18 protein-coding genes are annotated in these 20,757 nt (G+C 73.6%); 12 read left to right on the forward strand and 6 right to left on the reverse strand.

Going from position 1 to position 20,757, the window contains the following annotated elements:
- The first annotated feature begins 17 nt into the window (after positions 1-17).
- Both ACFIF2_RS01625 and ACFIF2_RS01630 read left to right on the forward strand, forming a co-directional pair.
- A complete protein-coding gene (locus ACFIF2_RS01625) occupies positions 18-1,643 on the forward strand; it encodes an amidohydrolase (protein ID WP_395570608.1) in 1,626 nt (541 codons plus the stop codon).
- Positions 1,644-1,720: 77 nt separating this feature from the next.
- On the forward strand, positions 1,721-2,419 hold the full coding sequence (locus tag ACFIF2_RS01630; protein WP_395570609.1) for a type 1 glutamine amidotransferase: 699 nt from the start codon (positions 1,721-1,723) through the stop codon (positions 2,417-2,419).
- A gap of 3 nt (positions 2,420-2,422) precedes the next feature.
- Here ACFIF2_RS01630 and ACFIF2_RS01635 read toward each other — a convergent pair whose 3' ends face one another.
- Together ACFIF2_RS01635 and ACFIF2_RS01640 are read right to left on the reverse strand one after the other, a co-directional pair.
- Positions 2,423-3,625, reverse strand: coding sequence for a GDSL-type esterase/lipase family protein (locus tag ACFIF2_RS01635; protein ID WP_395570610.1), 1,203 nt, complete (start codon positions 3,623-3,625; stop codon positions 2,423-2,425).
- A 46-nt stretch (positions 3,626-3,671) separates the two neighbouring features.
- Positions 3,672-4,241 (reverse strand): TetR/AcrR family transcriptional regulator, encoded by a 570-nt coding sequence (locus ACFIF2_RS01640; protein ID WP_395570702.1) that lies wholly within the window; start codon positions 4,239-4,241, stop codon positions 3,672-3,674.
- A 163-nt stretch (positions 4,242-4,404) separates the two neighbouring features.
- On the opposite strand from ACFIF2_RS01640, the gene ACFIF2_RS01645 reads away from it, so the two are divergent.
- The 8 genes from ACFIF2_RS01645 to ACFIF2_RS01680 all read left to right on the forward strand — a co-directional run bounded on the left by ACFIF2_RS01645 (position 4,405) and on the right by ACFIF2_RS01680 (position 12,097).
- Positions 4,405-4,962, forward strand: coding sequence for a DUF488 family protein (locus tag ACFIF2_RS01645; RefSeq protein ID WP_395570611.1), 558 nt, complete (start codon positions 4,405-4,407; stop codon positions 4,960-4,962).
- Positions 4,963-5,086: 124 nt separating this feature from the next.
- Positions 5,087-5,389: an SCO0607 family lipoprotein gene (locus ACFIF2_RS01650; RefSeq protein ID WP_395570612.1), complete on the forward strand. Its 303-nt coding sequence runs from the start codon at positions 5,087-5,089 to the stop codon at positions 5,387-5,389.
- Positions 5,390-5,665: 276 nt separating this feature from the next.
- Complete coding sequence (locus ACFIF2_RS01655) at positions 5,666-6,532, forward strand: hypothetical protein (protein WP_395570613.1); 867 nt, start codon at positions 5,666-5,668, stop codon at positions 6,530-6,532.
- Positions 6,533-6,625: 93 nt separating this feature from the next.
- Positions 6,626-7,489 (forward strand): DMT family transporter, encoded by an 864-nt coding sequence (locus tag ACFIF2_RS01660; protein ID WP_395570614.1) that lies wholly within the window; start codon positions 6,626-6,628, stop codon positions 7,487-7,489.
- A 125-nt stretch (positions 7,490-7,614) separates the two neighbouring features.
- Positions 7,615-8,391: a GntR family transcriptional regulator gene (locus ACFIF2_RS01665; RefSeq protein WP_395570615.1), complete on the forward strand. Its 777-nt coding sequence runs from the start codon at positions 7,615-7,617 to the stop codon at positions 8,389-8,391.
- 13 nt (positions 8,392-8,404) lie between these two features.
- On the forward strand, positions 8,405-9,187 hold the full coding sequence (locus ACFIF2_RS01670) for a sulfite exporter TauE/SafE family protein (RefSeq protein WP_395570616.1): 783 nt from the start codon (positions 8,405-8,407) through the stop codon (positions 9,185-9,187).
- A gap of 137 nt (positions 9,188-9,324) precedes the next feature.
- Complete coding sequence (locus ACFIF2_RS01675) at positions 9,325-10,779, forward strand: basic amino acid/polyamine antiporter (protein ID WP_395570617.1); 1,455 nt, start codon at positions 9,325-9,327, stop codon at positions 10,777-10,779.
- 52 nt (positions 10,780-10,831) lie between these two features.
- Positions 10,832-12,097, forward strand: coding sequence for an arginine deiminase (locus tag ACFIF2_RS01680; RefSeq protein WP_395570618.1), 1,266 nt, complete (start codon positions 10,832-10,834; stop codon positions 12,095-12,097).
- Between the two features lie 48 nt (positions 12,098-12,145).
- Here the strand turns inward: ACFIF2_RS01680 and ACFIF2_RS01685 are convergent, their stop codons facing one another.
- Positions 12,146-12,424, reverse strand: a complete 279-nt coding sequence (locus ACFIF2_RS01685; RefSeq protein WP_395570619.1) for a hypothetical protein — start codon at positions 12,422-12,424, stop codon at positions 12,146-12,148.
- Positions 12,425-12,669: 245 nt separating this feature from the next.
- Between ACFIF2_RS01685 and ACFIF2_RS01690 the strand changes: the two genes are divergently transcribed.
- On the forward strand, positions 12,670-13,128 hold the full coding sequence (locus tag ACFIF2_RS01690) for a hypothetical protein (protein ID WP_395570620.1): 459 nt from the start codon (positions 12,670-12,672) through the stop codon (positions 13,126-13,128).
- Between the two features lie 12 nt (positions 13,129-13,140).
- Here ACFIF2_RS01690 and ACFIF2_RS01695 read toward each other — a convergent pair whose 3' ends face one another.
- The 3 genes from ACFIF2_RS01695 to ACFIF2_RS01705 form a co-directional block, all read right to left on the reverse strand.
- Positions 13,141-15,516, reverse strand: a complete 2,376-nt coding sequence (locus ACFIF2_RS01695) for a glycoside hydrolase family 65 protein (protein ID WP_395570621.1) — start codon at positions 15,514-15,516, stop codon at positions 13,141-13,143.
- Positions 15,513-17,903 carry a phosphoketolase gene (locus tag ACFIF2_RS01700; RefSeq protein ID WP_395570622.1) on the reverse strand — a complete coding sequence of 797 codons (2,391 nt, stop codon included), beginning with the start codon at positions 17,901-17,903 and terminating at the stop codon, positions 15,513-15,515. Before ACFIF2_RS01700 ends, ACFIF2_RS01695 begins: the two co-directional genes overlap by 4 nt.
- A gap of 1,210 nt (positions 17,904-19,113) precedes the next feature.
- Entirely contained in the window at positions 19,114-20,040 is a 927-nt protein-coding gene (locus tag ACFIF2_RS01705; protein WP_395570623.1) for an oxidoreductase, read from the reverse strand.
- Positions 20,041-20,134: 94 nt separating this feature from the next.
- On the opposite strand from ACFIF2_RS01705, the gene ACFIF2_RS01710 reads away from it, so the two are divergent.
- Positions 20,135-20,710 (forward strand): TetR family transcriptional regulator, encoded by a 576-nt coding sequence (locus tag ACFIF2_RS01710; RefSeq protein ID WP_395570624.1) that lies wholly within the window; start codon positions 20,135-20,137, stop codon positions 20,708-20,710.
- Positions 20,711-20,757: the final 47 nt, after the last annotated feature.

A 20,757-nucleotide genomic window follows, 5' to 3' on the forward strand; every position in this document is an offset into this window, starting at 1 on the left:
CCCTGCAAGGAGCGACTGTGCGCACCTCTCTCATCCTGCTCTCGGCCCGGCTGCTGGACCCGGTCACCGGCACGTTCCTGCCGCAGACCGCCCTGGCCGCGGCCGACGGCCGTATCTCCGCCCTCGGCGACGACCGGGAGATCCGCGCCCTCGCGGACGCCACGACCACGGTTCTCGACCTGGGAGGCGCCGTGGTGACGCCCGGCCTCGTCGACGGTCACGTGCACCCCGTCACCGGCGCCGAGCTGACCCACGGCCTGGACCTGTCGGGCTGCGCCGACGTCGGTCAGGTGCGCGAGTCGCTGGCCGGTGCCGTGCGGGACCTCTCCCCCGGCGCCTGGCTGCACGCCTGGGGCCTCGACCCCAACGTCTTCGGCGGCGCGCCCGTCGAGACGGCGCCCTTCGACGCCGTACTGGACGGCGTACCCGCGCTGCTGCTGCTCTTCGACGCGCACTCCATGCTGGCCAGCCGGCGGGCGCTGGAGCTCGCCGGGGTGGACGGGCCGCGCACGTTCGACCAGGCCACGGCCGAGGTGGTGTGCGACGCGGACGGCAGGCCGACGGGGCTGCTGCTGGAGGACGCCGCGTGTGAACTGGTGGAGCGGATCGCGCCGCGGCCCACGCGTGCGGAGCGCCGCGACCGGCTCGCCGCGGCCCTGCGCGCCATGGCGGCGACCGGTCTGACGGGTGGTCATGTCATGGACGCGAACGGCGACAGCCTCGCCTTCTACGCCGAGCTGGACGAGGCGGGGCGGCTGCCGCTGCGGCTGCGGGTGGCGCCCTGGTGCCAGCCCGGCACCGACGCGGCGGGCGTGCGCGCCCTGATCGGGCAGCAGGGCACGGGCGGGCGGCTGTGGCGGACGGCCGGGGTGAAGATCTTCATGGACGGCACCGTCGACAACGGCACCGCCTGGCTGGAGCAGCCGGACTGCCACGGCGAGTCCCGGCACGCCTTCTGGCCGGACCCGGAGGAGTACACCCGGATCGTCGCACAGCTGCACCGGGCCGGGGTGCCGACCGCGACCCACGCGATCGGTGACGCGGCCGTCCGCCATGTGCTCGACGCCGTCGAGAAGGCTCAGGCCGAGGGCGGGCCCGGGCCGCGGCACCGGGTGGAGCACATCGAGACCGTCCCGGACGACACCCTGCGCCGGTTCGCCGAGCTGGGTGTCGTGGCGTCCATGCAGCCCACGCACTGCTGCGACTTCACCCGCGCCGACCACACCGACAACTGGTCCCGGCGCCTGGGCGAGCCGCGCGCCTCCCGGGCCTGGCGCTGCCGCGACCTGCACGACTCCGGTGCCGTGGTGGTCCTCGGCTCCGACTGGCCCATAGCCCCGTACCCGCCGCTCGGCGTCATGGCGGGCGCCCGTCACCGCCGTCCGACCCGCGACCTCAGCGGTGCCCCGCACGGCCCGGAGCAGGCGCTGACGGCGCTGGAGGCGCTGCGCGGCACGACGGTCAACGCGGCGTACGCGGCGGGCGAGGAGGGCGAGGCCGGGCGGATCGCCGTCGGGTACCGGGCCGACCTCACGGCGTTCGCCGCCGACCCGCTGACCGTGCCGGCCACCGAACTGGCCGACGTACCGGTGCTGCTGACCGTCCTCGACGGCGACCCGACGCATCGCGCGGCGCACCTGTGACCCGACGGGAGGATTGACGGCCGCCGCCTCGTGGGCAGGGGGGTGGTGTCCGGGAGGCATGAGGCAGGGGGTGGGCGATGTCGCGGCTGCTGGTGGTGCAGAACCACGCGGGCGGCGGGCCGGGCCGGTTCGGGCAGTGGCTGGTCGCGGAAGGGCTGGCACTGGACGTGGTGCACGCGTACTCCGGTGAGCCGCTCCCCCGGCGGCTGGAGCACGCGGGGGTCGTGGTCCTCGGCGGCGGTCACCTGCCCGACGACGACGCCCGCGCGCCCTGGCTCGCGCCCACCCGGGCGCTGGTCGCCGAGGCCCTGGAGCGGGATGCCCCCGTGTTCGGCATCTGCCTCGGCGGGCAGCTCCTCGCCCAGGTCGCGGGAGGTACCGTCCGGGCCGGGCACGGCGAACCGGAGTTCGGCAGCACGCCGCTCGGTCTGCGGCCCGAGGCGTGCGGTGACCCGCTCTTCGGCGGGCTGCCGGAGCGGGTGACGGCGGTGGAGCACCATGTGGACGCCGTCACCGCCCTGCCGCCCGGCGCCGTCTGGCTGATGGAGAGCGAGCGGTGCCCGTACCAGGCGTTCCGGGTGGGCGAGCGGGCGTGGGGCGTGCAGTTCCACCCCGAGGCGGACGCGCACCGGGTCGGCTCGTGGGACCCGGACCGGTTGCGGGCCCGCGGGCTGGATCCGGCGGAACTCGCCCGCCGGGCCCTGCGCGACGAGCCGGCGGCCGCGGCGGTGTGGCACGAGGTGGCCCGGCGCTTCGCCTCGGTCGCCGGGGCGTGAGGGTCAGCCCTTGTCGGCACCCTGGTCGAAGGCACGCTGGTCGAAGGCGCCCTGGTCGCCGAAGGCCAGCGCGGCGAAGCGTTCACCGATGCGGCGGTGGGTGGCCGCGTCCGGGTGGACACCGTCGGGCAGGGGCAGTTCGGCGAAGTCGGCCTCGCCGTAGAGTGCCCGGCCGTCGAGGTAGTACAGGTTCGGGTCGTCGGCCGAGCGCCGGTCCACGATCCGGGCCAGTTCGTCGCGGATGACGCTCAGGGTCAGCTTCCCGGCGGCGCGTTCGGCCGGATCGCCCGTGGCCACGAACCGCAGCCGGCCGTCGCCGAGCCCACCGAGGTCGGGAGCGAGCGGCCCCGGAGTGTCCTCGTGGGTGGGGCACAGGATCGGCGAGACCACCAGCAGCGGGACGGTGGGGTGGCCCTCGCGGACGGTGTCGAGGAAGCCGTGCACGGCGGGGCCGAAGGCACGCAGGCGCATGGCATCGTGGTTCACCACGTTGATGCCGATCTTGAGGCTGATCAGGTCGGCGGGGGTGTCGCGCAGGGCCCGCGCGGTGAACGGGTCGAGCAGGGCGCTGCCGGCCAGGCCCAGATTGACGAGTTCGACGCCGCCGAGTGTGGCGGCGAGGGCGGGCCAGGTGGTGGTGGGGCTCGCGGCGTCGGAGCCGTGGCTGATGGAGCTGCCGTGGTGCAGCCAGACCCGGCGGCCCCGGTCGGGGGCGGGCGCGACGGGGGCGTCGGTGCGCAGGGCGACGAGTTCGGTGGTCTCGTTGTGCGGCAGCCAGATCTCGACGTCCTTGTCGCCCTCGGGCAGGCCGTCGAAGCGGAGGGTGCCGACGGGGCCGGAGACGGCGTCCGTCGTGCCGGTGGCCATGTCGATGGTGAGGGTGTTGCCGCCCGGGACACTGCCGCGGCCCGCCGGACGCCCGTCGACGAGCAGGTCGTACACGCCGTCCGGGCGCGGCGGGGCACCGACGTAGACGCGCCTGGTGGGCAGGGTGTCCAGTTCGAGGGCGGTGGCCCGGGTGCGCAGGGCCAGGCGTACGCCGGAGGGCTGGGACTCGGCCATGGCCAGCTGCCCGTCGGTGTTCTGGGCGCGGGCGCGGGCGGGGAGCCGGTGCGGCAGCACGCCGTGCTCGGTGCGCTCCAGGTCGAGGGCGCCGCGCAGGAGGTCGCGGGTGATCGGGGTGGTGATCCAGTCGTCGGTGTGCATGCCGCCTCTAGTCGGTGGGGTGGTACCGGTGTTCATGGCGCGGGGGTCACCGCGCGGGCCAGTTGCGCAGCAGGGCGTCCAGGGCGTCCACGATCCGCGTCCAGGTCTCCTCCGTGTCGGGAGCGCTGTGACTGAAGCCGCCGCCCATCTCCAGGCTCACGTAGCCGTGGAAGACGCTGCCCAGCAGCCGGACCGCGTGGGTCTGGTCGGGCTCCGTCAGGTCGTAGCCGCGCAGGACGGCGCGGGCCATCCGGGCGTGGCGCACGCCGGCACTGGCGGCCGCCGTCTCCGGGTCGAGCCGCAGCTGGGCCGCGGCGTAGCGGCCGGGGTGCTCTCGGGCGTAGTCCCGGTAGACGTCCGCGAAGGCGGCCAGGGCGTCCTTGCCGGCTCGGCCGGCCAGCGCGATGGCGGCCCGGTCGGCGAGTTCGGCGAGGGCGAGCAGGGCGATGCGGGTCTTGAGGTCCTGGGAGTTCCGCACGTGCGAGTACAGGCTCGCGACCTTGACGTCGAACCGCCTGGCCAGCGCGGAGACCGTCACCTGGTCGAAGCCGACCTCGTCGGCCAGCTCCGCGCCCGCCTGGACCAGGCGTTCCGTGGTCAGCCCCACGCGCACCATCGTCATCCTCTCCGTTGCCTTCAAACATTATGCATTTGCCTAAAGATTTTAGGCAACCCGGCCTGGTCGCGGACGGTGGCCGACCTGGCGGCATGGCGGCATGACGGCATCCGACATGGCGGCCTGGAGGCATGGACCCGGGCGGTACGGGGACTGGGACCCCATGTCCCGGCCTCACCTGGTCACCTTCGGGCACGGCACCGCGGACCGCGCGGAGCTGGCCGCGCTGCTGCGGGGCGCCCACGTCGCCGAGGTGGTCGACATCAGGACGGCGCCCGGCAGCCGCCGCGACCCCGACCTGCTGCGCGACCGCCTCGCCCACTGGATGCCGCGCGAGGGCCTCGGCTACCGGTGGGAGCGGCGCCTGGGCGGCTTCCGCAAGCCGGCGCCGGACTCCCCCGACGTCATCTGGCGCAACACCTCCTTCCGCGGCTACGCCGGCCACACCCGCTCGGCGGAGTTCGTCGCCGCCATGGACGAGTTGCTGGAAGGGGCGGCACGGGAGCGCACCGCGGTGATGTGCGGCGAAGCGGTGTGGTGGCGGTGCCACCGACGGCTCGTCGCCGACTTCGCCGTGCTCGCCCGCGACACCCCGGTGGACCACCTGATGCACGACGGCCGCCTGACGGCCCACTCCCCCACCCCGGGTGCGCGACTGCGGGCCGACGGCCTGCTCGTCTACGACGACATGGAGGCGGCGGGAGGGGGGCGTCGGCAATAGGGCCCGTCCGACTGAGTACCCGTACTCATGAGATGTGTCCCCCGGCCGGGGGAAGCTGGCCGTACCAGTCGCCCAGAGGAAGCCAACCATGCCTGATATCAAGCGAGTTCACCGACCTTCGCCCATGAGCACCCGCCGTTCGAAACGCTCCGCCACGGGCCTCGTGCTGGCCTGCGCGGCCGCCGCCGCGGTCATGACGGGCTGCTCCATGGAGGAGGCGGTCTGCGGGGGTGGCGAGTACCCGGTCCTGGCCGTCGGCGGCACCGGCAGCGCGTGTGCGCCGGGCGGCGAGGAGCCGCCCGAGGGATACACCCGCTACCCGCAGGGCAAGGTCCCCGAGCATGTCGGCGACAAGTGGGACACCTACTGGCAGACCCACACCGTCGACGAGGACGGGAGGATCGTCGAGGTGCCCTCGGGCGAGTGAGCCGAGCCCGTGCTCTCCCCGAACACCCGCGCGAGGAACCGGCGGCGTATACCACGTAGGCCGCCATACGTGGTATACCGGCCCGGCAGCAAACACGGGAACAACAGGCGCCATCCGTCCGTACTATCTCTGTGTCAGCACGGTGTCAGCACAGCCGGTGGCCGTCTCTTGTTCTTCGCCGCCGGGCGCCGTTCGGACATGGCCCTCATGTCCCGCGCCTGATGTCCCGCCGCCCCTCCCGAGCCTTCACGGCCGCGAATCGAGGAGAGTCACACCATGTCCGAGAGCACGACGCAGTCCGCCACCGAACTGGCATCGCAGTACAGCGTCCAGGTGAGCGATGACCTGGAGCGCAACGTCAAGGAGCAGGAGCGCGTCAGCGCCGAGATCACCGCGCTGCAGCAGCAGTTGGCCGCGCTCCAGCACGACCACGCCCTGCTGGTGAACATGCAGCAGGCGCTCGGCCTCGCCCCGGCTCCGGCCCTGCAGGCGACCGCGGCGCAGCCCGCCGCCGACGCGGCCACCGTGCCCGCCCCCCGTGGCGGTGCCGCCACCGAGGCGGACGCCGGCAAGCGCTCCCGGAGCCGGAAGACCACCGGTGCCTCCAAGCGCGCCGCCGCCCCCAAGTCGGGTGCCCGGCAGGCCTCGAAGGCGGCCACCAAGCCCACCACCGCCAAGCCGGCGGGCAAGCCCGCCACCACCAAGCCCGCGGACAAGGCCGCCGCCAAGTCCCCCTCCGCGAAGGCGCCCGCGGCCAAGTCCCCTGCCGCCGATGCCCCTGCCGCCAAGGCGCCCGCCAAGGCCGCCGGGAAGCCGGCGGCGAAGAAGGCGTCGACGCGGTCCGCGTCCGCGCGGCAGGCCACGGCGCAGCCGACGCTGGTCGAGCTGGTGCGCGCTCACCTCGGCGAGCAGAGTGAGCCGCGTTCCGCGGCCGAGGTCGCCACGGCGCTCGGCGCGGCCCACCCCGGACGCAACGTCAAGACCACGGTCGTGCGCACCACGCTGGAGGGCCTCGTCGCGAAGAACCAGGCCCAGCGCAGCAAGCAGGGCACGTCGGTCTACTACACCGCCACCGACGCGCCGGCGGCGAAGCCCGCCCAGGACACCGGTGCCGAGACGCCCGCCGCGAAGAGCGACGCCTGACGGCGGCCGCACCCGGCGCCGGCGGGCGCCGGCTCCGGCCCCCGCGCCGTGGCGCGGCGCGCGGCCGGAGCGAAAGCGGGTGAGGATCGGTGGATGGGTGTCGTTCTGCCGGTCGTCTTCGCGCTCCTCGCCGCGTTCAGCAACGCGCTGGCCACCGTGCTCCAGCGGCGTGCCGCGTTGACCGTGCCGCAGACCCAGGGGTTCCGCCCGGGGCTGGTGCTCGACCTGTTGCGGCGGCCGGTCTGGATCGGCGGCATGCTGGCCGTCGTCGTCGCGGGAGTGGCGCAGGCGGTGGCGCTGGCGACGGGGCCGCTGTCGCTCGTCCAGCCGCTGTTCGTGCTGGAACTTCCGCTGGCCCTGCTGCTGGCCTCGCTGATGACCGGCCGGCACATGGCGCGCGCCATGTGGCTCGCCGTGGGCGGGGTGGTCGTCGGGCTCGGCGTCGCGCTGGCGGCGGCGGCGCCCGACGCCGGAGAGGCGGACGTGCCCCTCGACCGCTGGCTGCCCACGCTGGCGGCGTGCGCGGGAGCGGCCGTCCTGCTGGCCGCGGCCGGTCTGCGGCGCCCCGTCGGCAAGGCCCGCGCCGGGTGTCTCGGCGCGTCCACCGCGGTGTGCTACGCGCTGACGGCCGCGCTGATGAAGGACTCCATGCGGGTCCTGGACACGGACGGCGTGACCGGGTTCCTGACCGCCTGGCAGACGTACGCCTTCGCCGCGGCCGGTGTGGGCGCCGTGCTCCTGCTGGAGCACGCGATGCAGGGCGGCCCCCTCGTCGCCTCCCAGCCCGCCCTCACCCTGGGGGACGCGACGGTGAGCCTGCTGCTGGGCGTGGTGCTCTACCGCGAGGACGTGCGCACCGGCTGGTGGGTGCTGCCGCAGTTGCTCGGCGTCGCCCTGATCGTCGTGGGCGTGCTCACCCTCGCCCGGCGCGGCATCGATCTGCGCAGCGGGCGGTGAGCGCCCCGACGGGCCGGGTGACGGAGCGCACCGCACCGCCCGCGAACCCGCAGGTCAGATGTTTCCGCAGGTCAGGCATGGTGGCGTAACTTCGGCGAAACACGGGCCGGGTTAACGTGGCCGGCATGGACCACCATGCGGGACGGCCCCGCGCCGAGCGGGCCAGACAGCTGGCCGACGTGCTGCGGCAGCAGATCACCGACGGCGGCTTCCCCGACGGCACCCTGCCGGACGAGCGGGTCCTGGGCCGTCGTCTCGGCGCCTCCCGCAACGCCGTCCGGGAGGCCCTGGCCCTGCTGTGCCGGGAGGGGCTGCTCGTGCGGCGGCGCGGGGTGGGGACCACGGTGGTGCTGCCGAAGTACGGTCACGGGCTCGACCGGCTGACCGGGCTGGCGGAGGAGCTGTCCGGCCGCGGCACCGTGACCAACGAGGTGCGGGCCGCCGGTGAGGTGCCCGTGCTGCCCGCCGCGATCGCCGCCCGTCTGGACGTGCCGGCCGAGGCGGGCGGGGTGTACGTGGAGCGCCTGCGGTGGCTGGACGGGCTGCCGTTGTCGCTGGACACCAGCTATCTGACCGCCGACGTGGGCCGTGCCGTGCTGGCCGGCGACCTGGCGGGCCGTGATGTGTTCGGCCTGATCGAGGAGGCCGCCGGCGCCCGCCTCGGACGGGCCGAGGTGGCGGTGCACGCGGTCACCGCCGACCCGGACACGGCGGAGCTGCTGCGGATCGAGCCGGGGGCGGCGGTCTTCGCCCTGGAGCGGCTCACCCACCTGGCGGACGGTCGGCCGGTGGACGTCGAGTCGGTCCGGATCCGCGCGGACCGGATGACACTGCGCGCGACGCTGCACCGCGGGGGACCCGGTCAGGTCCCGGCTCGCGCACCGTCCGTACCCGAGGCGTGAAGGGAGGCGGGTGATGGCGGGGCTGAGTGTGCCCGTGCTGATCGCGCTCGGCCTGGCGGGATTCGTCGGCGGCGTCGGCATCACGGCGGTGGGGCCGGGCGGGGTGGTGCCCACGATCGGCCTCTTCGCCCTGACCGGTCTGACACCGGCACAGGTGGCGGGGACGGCCCTCGTCACCCATGTCGCCACCGGGGCCCTCGCCACCGCCGCCTACACCCGGTCCGGGCAGCTGCGCGAGCCCGGGACCCGGCGCACGGCGCTGGTCCTGGCCGCCACCGCCGTCGTCGGCACCCCCTTGGGTGTGCTGCTCAACTCGTACGTGGCGGAGCGGACGTTCGGGCTGGTGCTGGGGGTGTTCGTGGCGGGCGTGGCGGGCCTGGTGTGGTTCCGTGAGTGCCGCCCCGCGGCCACGCCCGGGGCGCACCCGACACATCCGACGCATCCGACGCCGGCGGTGGTGGCCGGGCCGGCCCTCGCGGTGGCCGTCGCGGCCGGGGTCGTCGGCATCGGCGGCCCCATGCTCACCGTCCCCCTGCTGGTCGCCCTCGGCGTCCCCGTCCTGGAGTCCCTCGCCTCGGCCCAGGCGCAGTCCGTCGTCATCGCCGGTGTGGGGACACTGGGTTACGTGGCCCAGGGGGCCGTGGACTGGCCCCTGGCCGCGCTGGTGGGCGTTCCGGAGCTGGCGGGAGTGCTGCTGGGGTGGCGCGTCGCGCACGCGCTGCCCACGCGTCATCTGAAGTACGCGCTGATCGCCACCTTGTTCGCCCTCGCCCCCTACCTGGTCCTGCACGGCTGACCCGGCGGGGCCTGCCGGTGCCGTCGCGGCGACGCGACCGGACCGCTCCGGTCCTCCCACTGAAACACCAACAAGATGCCCGAAGACACCATGTGGGGCACAGTGGTCGCAATCGCTCCGCGACCCAGAGGGACGGCATGTCGCAGGCCGCTACTTCCGACACCGACGAGCACCCCGCGCCCACCGCGAAACTGCCCCTGTTCACCCTGACGGCCATGGTCGTCGGGTCGATGGTGGGTGCCGGGGTGTTCTCGCTGCCGGGGCGGTTCGCCGAGGAGACCGGCGTCGCGGGGGCGCTGATCGCCTGGGCGATCGCCGGGACGGGCATGCTGATGCTGGCCTTCGTCTTCCAGTCCCTCGCCGTGCGCCGGCCCGACCTCGACGCGGGCGTGTACGCGTACGCCAAGGCCGGCTTCGGCGAGTACCCGGGCTTCTTCGCCGCCTTCGGCTACTGGGCCAGCACCTGCGTCGGCAACGTGACGTACTGGGTCCTCATCATGTCGACGATCGGTTCGATCTGGCCGGAGCTGGGCGACGGGGACACCGCCCTCGCCGTCGTCCTGTCCTCGATCGGGCTGTGGGCCTTCTTCTGGATGATCCGGCGCGGGGTGAAGGAAGCGACCGCCATCAACAAGGTCGTCACGGTGGCCAAGCTGGTCCCCATCGTCATCTTCGTCGTCCTGGCCCTGGTGTACTTCCGGCCGGGCGTGTTCGCCGACAACTTCGGTGGCGCGGACTACGCCGGCTCCCTGTTCTCGCAGGTGCGCGGCACCATGCTGGCCACCGTGTTCGTCTTCCTCGGCGTGGAGGGCGCGAGCGTCTACTCGCGGCACGCCAGGCGCCGGTCCGACGTGGGCAGGGCGACGGTGCTGGGCTTCCTCAGTGTGTTCGCCGTCTTCGCGTCGGTGACCATCGTGTCGTACGGCATCATGCCCATGGCCGAGATCGCCGGCCTGCGCCAGCCGTCCATGGCGGGCGTCCTGGAGGAGGCCGTCGGGACCTGGGGCAGGGTGTTCATCAGCGTCGGCCTGATCGTGTCCGTCCTGGGCGCCTATCTGGCTTGGACGCTGATGGCGGCCGAGGTGCTGTTCGTCGCGGCCAAGGACGACGACATGCCGCGTTTCCTGCGGCGTGCCAACGCCGTCGACGTGCCCGTGCCGGCGCTGCTGATGACCTCGCTGCTCACCCAGGCGGTGCTGATCGCCACCAGTTTCTCGGACGACGCGTTCAACTTCGCGCTCAACCTGACCAGTGCCCTCTCCCTGATCCCGTACCTGCTGGCGGCGGCCTTCGCGGTGCGGATCGGGATGCGCGACGACCCGCTCACCGAGGGCGGCCGGACCTCCCGGCGCGAGCTGGCCGTCGGTGTCGCCGCCACGGTGTACACCGCGTTCCTGCTGTACGCGGCGGGCCTGAAGTACGTCCTGGTGTCCTTCATCCTCTACGCCCCGGCGACCGCCCTGTTCGTGATGGCCCGCCGGGAACAGGGCCGGCGGCTGTTCTCGCCCGGGGAACTGGTGATCCTCGCCGTCTCGGTGCTCGGCGCGGTGCTCGGCCTCGTGGCCCTGGTGACCGGCTGGATCAGCCTGTGAGCCGCGCCCACCCCGTCATCCCGTCTCGTCCCGCATCCTTCCAGGAGGCCGTGTGACCAGCAACGAAAGCGCCGCGACGCCCGCACTCGGCGTCCACTCGGAAGTCGGCAGGCTGCGCAAGGTCCTGGTGTGTTCCCCCGGACTGGCGCACCGGCGGCTCACCCCGACCAACTCCGACGACCTGCTCTTCGACGACGTGATGTGGGTGGAGAACGCCCAGCGCGACCATGCCGCGTTCGTCGGCGAGCTGCGCCGGCGCGGGGTCGAGGTGGTGGAGCTGCACGATCTGCTGGCCCAGATCATGGCGATGCCCGAGGCGAAGGCATGGCTCCTGGACCGCAAGATCGTCGCCAACCAGGTCGGCATCGGTCTCATCGACGCGACCCGCGCCTACCTGGAGACCCTGTCGCCCAGGGAACTGGCGGAGTACCTCATCGGCGGGCTGGCCACCGCCGACCTGCCCGAGGACGTCCGCCGCTCCCCCTACTTCTCGCTCGCCCGCGAGTCCACCGGCGCGCGCGAGTACCTGATGCCGCCGCTGCCCAACACCCTGTACACCCGCGACACCACCTGCTGGCTGTACGGCGGTGTCACCCTCAACCCGCTGTACTGGCCCGCGCGGCACGACGAGACGCTGCTGATGAAGGCCCTCTACACCTTCCACCCCGACTTCAAGGGCTCCCGGGTGTGGTGGGGCGACCCCGAACTCGACTGGGGGCAGGCCACGTTCGAGGGCGGCGACATCATGCCGGTGGGCAACGGGGTCGTCCTCATGGGCATGAGCGAGCGCACCTCGCGGCAGGCCGTCACCCAGGTCGCCGCCGCCCTGTTCCGGGCCGGGGCGGCCGAGCACGTCGTCGTCGCCGGGATGCCGAAGCTGCGGTCCGCCATGCACCTGGACACGGTCTTCACCTTCGCCGACCGGGACGTGGTGACCCTCTACCCGCGGATCATGGACGCGGTGCACACCTTCTCCCTGCGGCCCGGCGACCGGGCCCCGGGCTTCGACGTCGTCGACGAGGGCACGACGCCCTTCGTGGACGTCGTCGCCAAGGCGCTCGGGCTGTCCTCGCTGCGGGTGGTGGAGACCGGCGGCGACGCCTACGCCTCCGAACGCCAGCAGTGGGACAGCGGCAACAACGCCGTCGCGATCGAACCGGGCGTGGTGTTCACCTACGACCGCAACACCCTCACCAACGCCCTGCTGCGCGAGGCCCGCATCGAGGTCGTCACCATCGTGGGCGCCGAACTGGGCCGGGGGCGGGGCGGCGGGCACTGCATGACCTGTCCGCTGGTGCGGGACCCCGTCGCCTTCTGACCCGGTGCCGGAGGCGGGGGCGGGGCGCGCGGGCCCCGCGCCCACGGCTCACCGGCAGAACCCGTACGCCTGCTCCAGCCATCGGCGCAGTGCGGTGTGCACGCTGCCGGGCAGTTCGCTGAGCCGGTCGATGGCGGCACGGTCCCCGGCGGAGGGGGCGATGCCGGCCGCGGTCAGCAGGGCGAGCAGGTCCAGTCGGCGCAGGTCGACGGGGTCGATGCGGCAGGGTACGCGTTCGGCGGGGTGGGGCGGCCGGAGCAGGAAGTCGCCCTGGGTGTCGCCGGCGCATGCCGGGGCGCCGGCGGTCGGTGCAGTCGGTGCAGTCATCGTGTGCATACCGCGGTCCTCCACATGAGGGGTCGCCGTTCTCGACGGCAGAAGACACCCGCGCGACGACGGCGGTTGCGCACCGCCCGGACGACCACACGATGGATGCAATCGGCGGCTTGTCGCACGAACCGCCCGGAGCCGGCCTGCTCCGTACGAGTGGTGCGAGGCGGGACTGGGCCGTACGGTCGGTACGGGGAAACGGGAAGCGGAGACCAGCGACCCCGAGACTGCCGGGAGCAGACATGGGCACCAACCCGATGAGGGCAGCGGTCACGCTCTGTGCCGCCGCCGCGCTCGCAGTACCCCTGAGCACGGCCTGGGCCGCACCGTCGGCGCAGCCCGCGACACGGACCCAGCAGACGCAGGACCCCGTGCTGGTCGACTGCGCGGGACAGCCGGAGGTGCGGCCCACGGCGTTCGTACTCGCCTGCGGGGACGGCAACAGCCGCCTCGTCTCCCTGCGCTGGCTGCGCTGGGACGCTCAGGCCGCGGTGGGCCGGGGCACCAACGCCATCAACGACTGCGACCCGTACTGCGCCGCCGGCACGTTCCACTCGTACCCCGTGACCGTCCGGCTCGACCAGCCTCGGGCCTGGGAGAAGGACCCGGGCGAGCGGCAGTACACCCGGATGACGCTGACCTACACCGACGGCAGGCCGGACGGAGCCCCCCGAGTGGTGACGTACCCCCTGTGGTCCTGACCGCCCGGGTGGTCAGTCGGGGAGCGCGAGCCGGCAGGTGTCGCCCGGCATGAGCAGCACCTCGCGGTCCGGCAGCCGGACCTCGATCGGCAGGTGGCCGGAGGACGGCACGGCGATCTCCAGCCGGCCGTGCTCCAGCCGCAGCCGTACGCCCCAGTGCCCCTGGTAGCGCAGGGAGAACCCGTACGACGACAGCTCCGGCAGTGGCACCGGGTCCAGCCACAGGGCGCCGGCCCGGGTCTCCAGACCGGTCAGGCCGCGCTGGACGAGGTCGAGGGTGCCGGCCATGGCACCGAGGTGGACGCCCTCGCCGGTGGTGCCGCCCTGGAGGTCGGCGACGTCGCCCTTGAGCGCCTCCTGGCAGAACGCCCACGCCTCGGCGCGGCGGGCGCGGGCCAGGATCCAGCCGTGGACGAGTCCGCTGAGGGTGGAGCCGTGGCTGGTGCGGGCCAGGTAGTAGTCCACGGTGCGCTGCCAGGTCGCCTCGTCCAGGCGGTACCCGAGCCGCTGGAAGAGCGCGCGGAGTTCGGCCGGGGAGAAGAGGTAGCCCAGCATCAGGACGTCGGCCTGCTTGGACGCCTGGTAGTTGTTGACGCTGTCGTCCTCGGCCTCCAGGACGCGGTCCAGGCGCCGGATGTCACCGTACCGCTCGCGCAGGCCTTCCCAGTCCAGTTCGGCGAGGTCGCCGTACCCCTCGAACTGGCTGATGACGCCCTCGTGGAAGGGGACGTGGAGGGTGCGGGAGACGTCCTCCCACTGTTCGAGCTCGCCGTCGTCCAGCTCGGTGCGCTCGACGAGTTCCCGGCGGCGGGGCTCGGGCAGGTCCGCCAGGACCTCCAGGGTGCGGCTCAGCACCCAGGCGGCGGTGACGTTGGTGTACGCGTTGTCGTCGAGACCGGGCCGGACGGCGCCGGGGTAGGCCTCGTGGTACTCGTCGGGGCCGACGACGCCCCGGATGCGGTGCCGTCCCAGGTGCTCGTCCCAGGTGGCGGAGTCCGCCCAGAAGCGCGCGATCTGGAGCAGCATCTCGGCGCCCTTGGTGTGCAGGAACTCCTCGTCGCCGCTCGCCTCGCCGTACTGCCACACGTTGTACGCGATCGCCGAGCCCACGTGGTGCTGGAGGTGCGAGTGGTCCGGCAGCCAGCGGCCCGAGTGCGGATTGAGGTGCAGTTGCTGGGTCTCCTCGCGTCCGTCGCTGCCGCTCTGCCACGGGTACAGCGCGCCGCGCCGGCCGATCGCGCGGGCCGCGGCGCGGGCCCGTTCCAGGCGGCGGTGCCGGTAGCGCAGCAGGGCCCGGGACACCTCGGGGAAGTGCAGGTTGAGGTACGGCAGGACGAACAGCTCGTCCCAGAAGACGTGTCCGCGGTACGCCTCCCCGTGCAGACCGCGCGCGGGGACGCCGACGTCCAGGTCGGCGGTGTGCGGGGAGAGGGTCTGCAGCACGTGGAAGAGGTGCAGGCGCAGGATGCTGCCCGCCTCGCCGGGGACGTCGAGTTCGGCCCGGCGCCACAGCTGGCCCCACGCCGTGCGGTGCGACCTCAGCAGGTCGTCGAAGCCGGGGGCGTCGGCCACCCGGTCGATCGCGGCCTGGAGGGGATCGCTGATCGCCGGGTCGCGCGAGGTGTGCAGGGCCACGATCTTGTCGACGGTGACGGTGCGGCCCGCCTCCGGACGCAGGGTCGTGCGCTGGGTGACCCGCAGGTGCTCCCGTGCCGGGGTGACGGGCGTGGTGGCGTTCGTGCGGGCGGCCAGGCCGACCCGGATGTCCGAGGTGCGGGTGCGGCAGCGCAGCCACACCGTGCCGTCGTCGGCGCAGCCGGTGTGCACGTGGGTCAGGTGGCGGCCCTCCAGGTCCCGGTAGCGCGGCACCCCGGAGTTGGTGACGCCCCCGTCGAGGGCGGCCTCCACGTCCAGCTCCGCGGCGCCGGCGTCGAGCGTGAACTCCGTGCGCAGGGCGGCGAGGTGGGGGTCGGCCATGTGCACCAGGCGCAGCTGGCGCACGGCCAGCACGCGGCCGTCGTCGAGCCCGAAGTGGGTGCGGCGCTCCAGCACGCCCGTGTCCAGGTGCACGGTCTGGCGGTGGTCGAGCACCTCGGCGGTGTCCGGCGTGAGCCACTCCCCTCCGGCGAGCCTGAAGCGCAGCGGCAGCCAGTTCGGGAGGTTGACCATGTCCTCGTTCTCGACCTCGCGTCCGGCGACGGTGGAGGTGAGCCGGTTGTAGCAGCCGGCCACGTAGGTGCCGGGGTAGTGCACGTCGTCCGCGGCGCACTCGGGCAGCGCGCCGCGGGTGGCGAAGTAGCCGTTGCCGAGCGTGCACAGCGACTCGCGCAACCGCTCCTCGGCCGGGTCGTAGTGGTCGTAGTCCCAGGTCGAGGGCGTCGCGGTCACCGCGAGCCCGTCCAGGACCAGTCGGCGACCTCGGGCAGGTCCACTCCGTGCTCGCGGATCCAGTCGTGGTGGCGCAGCCTGGCGTCCTCCATCCGCTGCCGCACGGCCGCCGCGCGCACGGCGAGACCGGGTACGCGGTCGATGACGTCCATGACGAGGCGGTAGCGGTCCATGTCGTTGCCGAGCACCATGTCGAAGGGCGTGGTGGTGGTCCCGACCTCCTTGTAGCCGCGCACGTGCAGGTGGGGGTGGCCGGTGCGCCGGTAGGCGAGCCGGTGGATCAGCCAGGGATACCCGTGGTAGGCGAAGACGACCGGCTTGTCGGCGGTGAACAGGCCGTCGTACTCGAAGTCGCTCATGCCGTGCGGGTGCTCGCCGCTGGGCAGCAGCCGGGCGATGTCGACGACGTTGACCACCCGGACGGCGAGTCCGGGCAGGTGCTGCCGCAGGAGCTGGGCGGCGGCCAGCACCTCCTGGGTGGGGACGTCGCCCGCGCAGGCCAGCACCACGTCGGGTTCGCGGCTGCCGTCCTCGGTGCCGGCCCAGTCCCAGATGCCGGCGCCGCGCGCGCAGTGCGCCCTCGCCTCCTCCATGGACAGCCAGTCGAAGCAGGGCTGCTTGCCGGCGACGATCACGTTCACGTAGTCGCGGCTGCGCAGGGCGTGGTCGGCGACGGACAGCAGGGTGTTGGCGTCCGGCGGCAGGTAGACCCGTACGGCCTCGGGGCTCTTGTTGAGGATGTGGTCGACGAAGCCGGGGTCCTGATGGGAGAAGCCGTTGTGGTCCTGGCGCCACACGTGGGAGGTGAGCAGGTAGTTGAGGGAGGCGATGGGGGCGCGCCAGGGCAGGCGGCGGGTCACGCGCAGCCATTTGACGTGCTGGTTGACCATGGAGTCGACGATGTGGACGAACGCCTCGTAGCAGGAGAACAGTCCGTGCCGGCCGGTGAGGAGGTAGCCCTCCAGCCAGCCCTGGCAGGTGTGTTCGGACAGGATCTCCATGACGCGGCCGTGCCGGTCGAGGTCCTCGTCGACGGGCAGGGTCCTCTCCTGCCATGCCTTGCCGCTGGCGGTGTAGACGGCCTGGAGGCGGTTGGAGGCGGTCTCGTCCGGGCCGACGAGGCGGAAGTCGCGCCGGTCGGCGGTGGCGGCCATGACGTCCGCCAGCAGGTCGCCGAGGACCCGGGTGGGTTCGTGCGTGCTCGCGCCGGGTGCGTCGACGGGGACGGCGTACTTCTCCAGCGGCGGCAGGGGCAGCTCGCGCAGGAGCAGTCCGCCGTTGGCGAACGGCGTGGCGCCCAGGCGGCGGGCCCCCTCCGGGACACAGGACAGGACGGCGGGGCGCGGGGCTCCGGCGTCGTCGAACAGTTCCTCGGGCCGGTAGGAGCGCAGCCACTGCTCCAGCTGCGCGAGGTGCTCGGGATTCGTGCGTACGGCGGACAGGGGGACCTGGTGGGCGCGCCAGGTGTTCTCCACGGGCAGGCCGTCGACCTCGGCGGGGCCGGTCCAGCCCTTGGGGGTGCGCAGCACGATCACCGGCCAGCGGGGGCGGCCGTCGGCGCCGTCCTCGCGGGCGGCGCGCTGGAGGGCGGCGATGCGGTCGAGGGCGGTGTCCATGGCGTGGGCCATCGCGCGGTGGACGGCGGCCGGCTCGTCACCGGTGACGTGGATCGGGTCGTGGCCGTAGCCGCGCAGGAGGTCGTCGAGTTCGGCCTCGGGGAGGCGGGCGAGGACGGTCGGGTTGGCGATCTTGTACCCGTTGAGGTGCAGGATCGGCAGGACGGCGCCGTCCCGCACCGGGTCGAGGAACTTGTTGGAGTGCCAGGACGCCGCCAGCGGGCCCGTCTCGGCCTCGCCGTCGCCGATCACGCAGGCGACCACCAGGCCGGGGTGGTCGAAAGCGGCGCCGTAGGCGTGCGAGAGGGAGTAGCCCAGTTCGCCGCCCTCGTGGATGGAGCCCGGCGTCTCGGGAGCGACGTGGCTCGGCACGCCGCCGGGGAACGAGAACTGCTTGAACAGCCGGCCCATCCCGGCCGCGTCCCGGGTGACGTCCGGATACGTCTCGGTGTACGAACCCTCCAGCCACGAATTGGCCAGTACGGCGGGCCCGCCGTGCCCCGGGCCCCAGATGCACAGGGCGTCGACGCCGCGGGCCTTGATCACCCGGTTGAGGTGGGTGTGGACCAGGTTGAGGCCGGGCGAGGTGCCCCAGTGGCCGAGCAGGCGGGGCTTGACGTGCTCGGGGCGCAGTGGCTCGGTCAGCAGGGGGTTGGCCATCAGGTAGATCTGGCCGACGGAGAGGTAGTTCGCGGCGCGCCAGTGGGCGTCCAGGCCGGCGAGCTCCTCGTCGGTGAGCGCGGCGGGCGCCTGCTGGGTGTCGACGGACATCCGGGGTCCTTTCCGTGTCGGGACAGCGGTCGGGCCGGTCCAGGGCCGGGGGTGTCCCCTGCCCATCCCAACCCTGCGCGGACCGCTCGGGTACCCGACAGGGCCGTTCGGGTCACGTCGGTCGCCCGGGGGAACCGGTGCCGCTCCCCGTGGCGCCCGTGGCGCACCCGTGTCCCCCGTGGCGCCGGACATTCTCCGCCGGGTGGCTCCCTTCCTCCGTGGCGTCGGAGGTCTGGGTGACACATGTGGCACGGCCGCCACCGGCGCCGACCCCGGTGCCGACCGTGCTGGCGCAGCGTGTACCCCAACTTCCCGTTAACACGCCGGACTTGGCGGTCCGGCACCGACGGGCACGCCCGGCCCGAGGCGCGGATCACCGCCGCCGCGGAGCCCCCTCCGCACAGCGACCGCGTCACGGGTGCGGCCCGTACGCGGAAGCCTGGCGGGCCCGGCCTCGGGGCACAGCTCGCGGGCCGTCTCAGCGAGTAGGGGCCCCGGTCCTGTCCGCGCTCGCCGTTCCGGTTCACTGAGCCCGGGCCGGCAGGGTGAGCAGCCGTCAGCACTCCTCGGGCTGGTCCCTCCTTGCGGTGATCGGCCGCGTGACGCCGCCCGCCGCAGCCTGGGGTCGCGCACAGTGGTCCGGTGCCATGCCGCATGCTGATCCTCCTGTTCCTGGCCCTGCTGGGCGTCACGGGCTGCGCCTCCGTGACGCCCGACGCTCCACCGGTCGACGGCCGACCGCAGGGGGTGCGCGGCCCCACCGCTGCGGACCGCCCGCCGTCGCCGGCGGCCACACTGCCGGTGGCCCCGCCCTCCGGGCGTTCGGCGCTGGTCCGGAGCGGGCCCGACCGGCCGCGACACACGCCGAAGAGCGAGCGGACTCCCGAGCGCCGCACACCGGCGCCTGTGCGACGGCCTCCCCCCGCGGCGCCGCCCGAGCGGCCCGCCCCTCGTGTCCGGCCGGCCGCGTCCCAGCGGCCCGCGCAACCTCGTGCGCGCCCTCGCCCGAAGGTGCGGCGTCCCGTCCCCCAGGCACCGCCCGTCCGGCCACACCCCGAACAGATGCGGAACCTGTGCACACGGGCGGACGGGGTCGCGTCCTCGGAGATCGTGGACCTCTGCCACCAGACCTGGGGGTAGGTGATGATGACGCGCGACGAGGTGCCGGCGCGCAGAGCTGGTCAAAGACCTTCGCCCCTGCACGGCAAGGTCAGGTCCGCGGGGCCGGAAAGGTGACGCCCGCCAGCCGTTCGCTCTCACGCCACAGCCAGGCTCCCAGGTCGGGGTCGTCAGCCCCGGCGGGCAGCCGGGCGGGCTTGGGCGTCCCGGAGGTCTGGTCGCGTCCGGCCGGGCCGAGGTAGGCCCCGCCGACCACCTCGGGGTGGGTCGCGGCATACAGGGACGGCCAGGCCGCGCCGCTGGGAGAGCCCATCAGGGTGCGGGAGGCGAGGGCCACGAGCAGACGCCCCATGCGGCTGGTGGACGTGTGGCGTTGCAGGTCGGTGAGGGCCGAGCCCGGGTGGACGACCACGGCGCGGTGCGCACTGCGGGCGAGCCGGCGGGCGAGTTCCTGGGTGAAGACGACGTTGGCGCGCTTGGACTTCGCGTACGCGCTCATCGGGCGGTAACCGTGCTCGCTCATGAGGTCTGCGAGATCACCGGAGCGCCAGGCGGCGGCGACGGCGCTGACCGTGACGACGCGGGCAGCCGCGGACCGCTCGAGGGCCGGCATCAGGTGCGCCGTCAGCGCGAAATGGCCGAGGTGGTTGGTGCCCACCGTGAGTTCCAGTCCGTCGCGGGTGAGCCGGCGCTCCGGGACGTTCATCACGCCGGCGTTGTTGATGAGGAGGTCGAGGGTCTCGCCCGCGGCGAGCGGGGCGGCCGCCTCGCGGATCGCGGCGAGGTCGCCGAGGTCGAGTTCCACCGTCTCCAGGCGGGCACCGGGCACGTCCGCGCGCAGCCGGCGGGCGGCATCCGCCAGGGAGTCGGGGCGCCGGCCCGCCAGCAGGACGCGGGCGCCGTGCTCCGCCAGTACTTGGGCGGTGCGGTAGCCGATGCCGCCGCCGGCGCCGGTGATCAGTGCGGTCCGGCCCTTGAGGTCCGGGATGTCGGCCGGGGTCCAGCGCGAGTCGACCATGTGCACCTTCCTGAATGAATGTTCATTTATTACGGCCAGCATGCGGACGTCGGTCCGAGTTGTCAAATGAACGTTCATTAGGAAGGCTGCGTGCATGGCAACACGTGACCCCGACCGCAAGCGGCAGCAGCTGATGGAAGCCGCTCTCGCCGAGTTCGCCGAGTTCGGAGTGGCAGGAGCCCGCGTGGACCGGCTCGCGAAACGGGCCGGCATCAGCCCTGGCCTGGTGTACTCCTTCGCCGCCGGCAAGGAGGACCTGTTCGAGGCCGTCTACGAAGCGATCGCCGAGCAGACCGTGAACGCGGTCCCCGTCGACGCCGACGACCTGGCCGAATACGCCGGCCGCCTGCACGACGCCGGGCAGCGGAACCCCCAGGTCATGCGCTTCCTCACGTGGTACGCGCTGCAAAGCGCCGAACGGCCGGCGCCCGACATCGTGGCCCGCTCGATGCGAGACAAGATCGCCTCCATCGAGGCCGCCCAGCAGCGCGGCAGCGTCCGGGGGGACAAGCCGGCCGCGGAGATCCTGGCGCTCGTTCTGGCGCTCGCGAACATGTGGCAGCACCAGACGGAGGACGTCAACGCCCTCGTCCCACCCGCACGCCAGCGCGCGACGATCACCGATGCCGTACGCCGCCTCGTCACCCCGGACCGGCCCGCTGATCGCTGACGCCCGGAGTGGTGGACGGTCTCCTCCTCCAGGACCGCTCGGGCAGC

Origin of the sequence: Streptomyces sp. BK79 (assembly GCF_044142145.1) — a bacterium.
Taxonomy (GTDB): Bacteria; Actinomycetota; Actinomycetes; order Streptomycetales; family Streptomycetaceae; genus Streptomyces.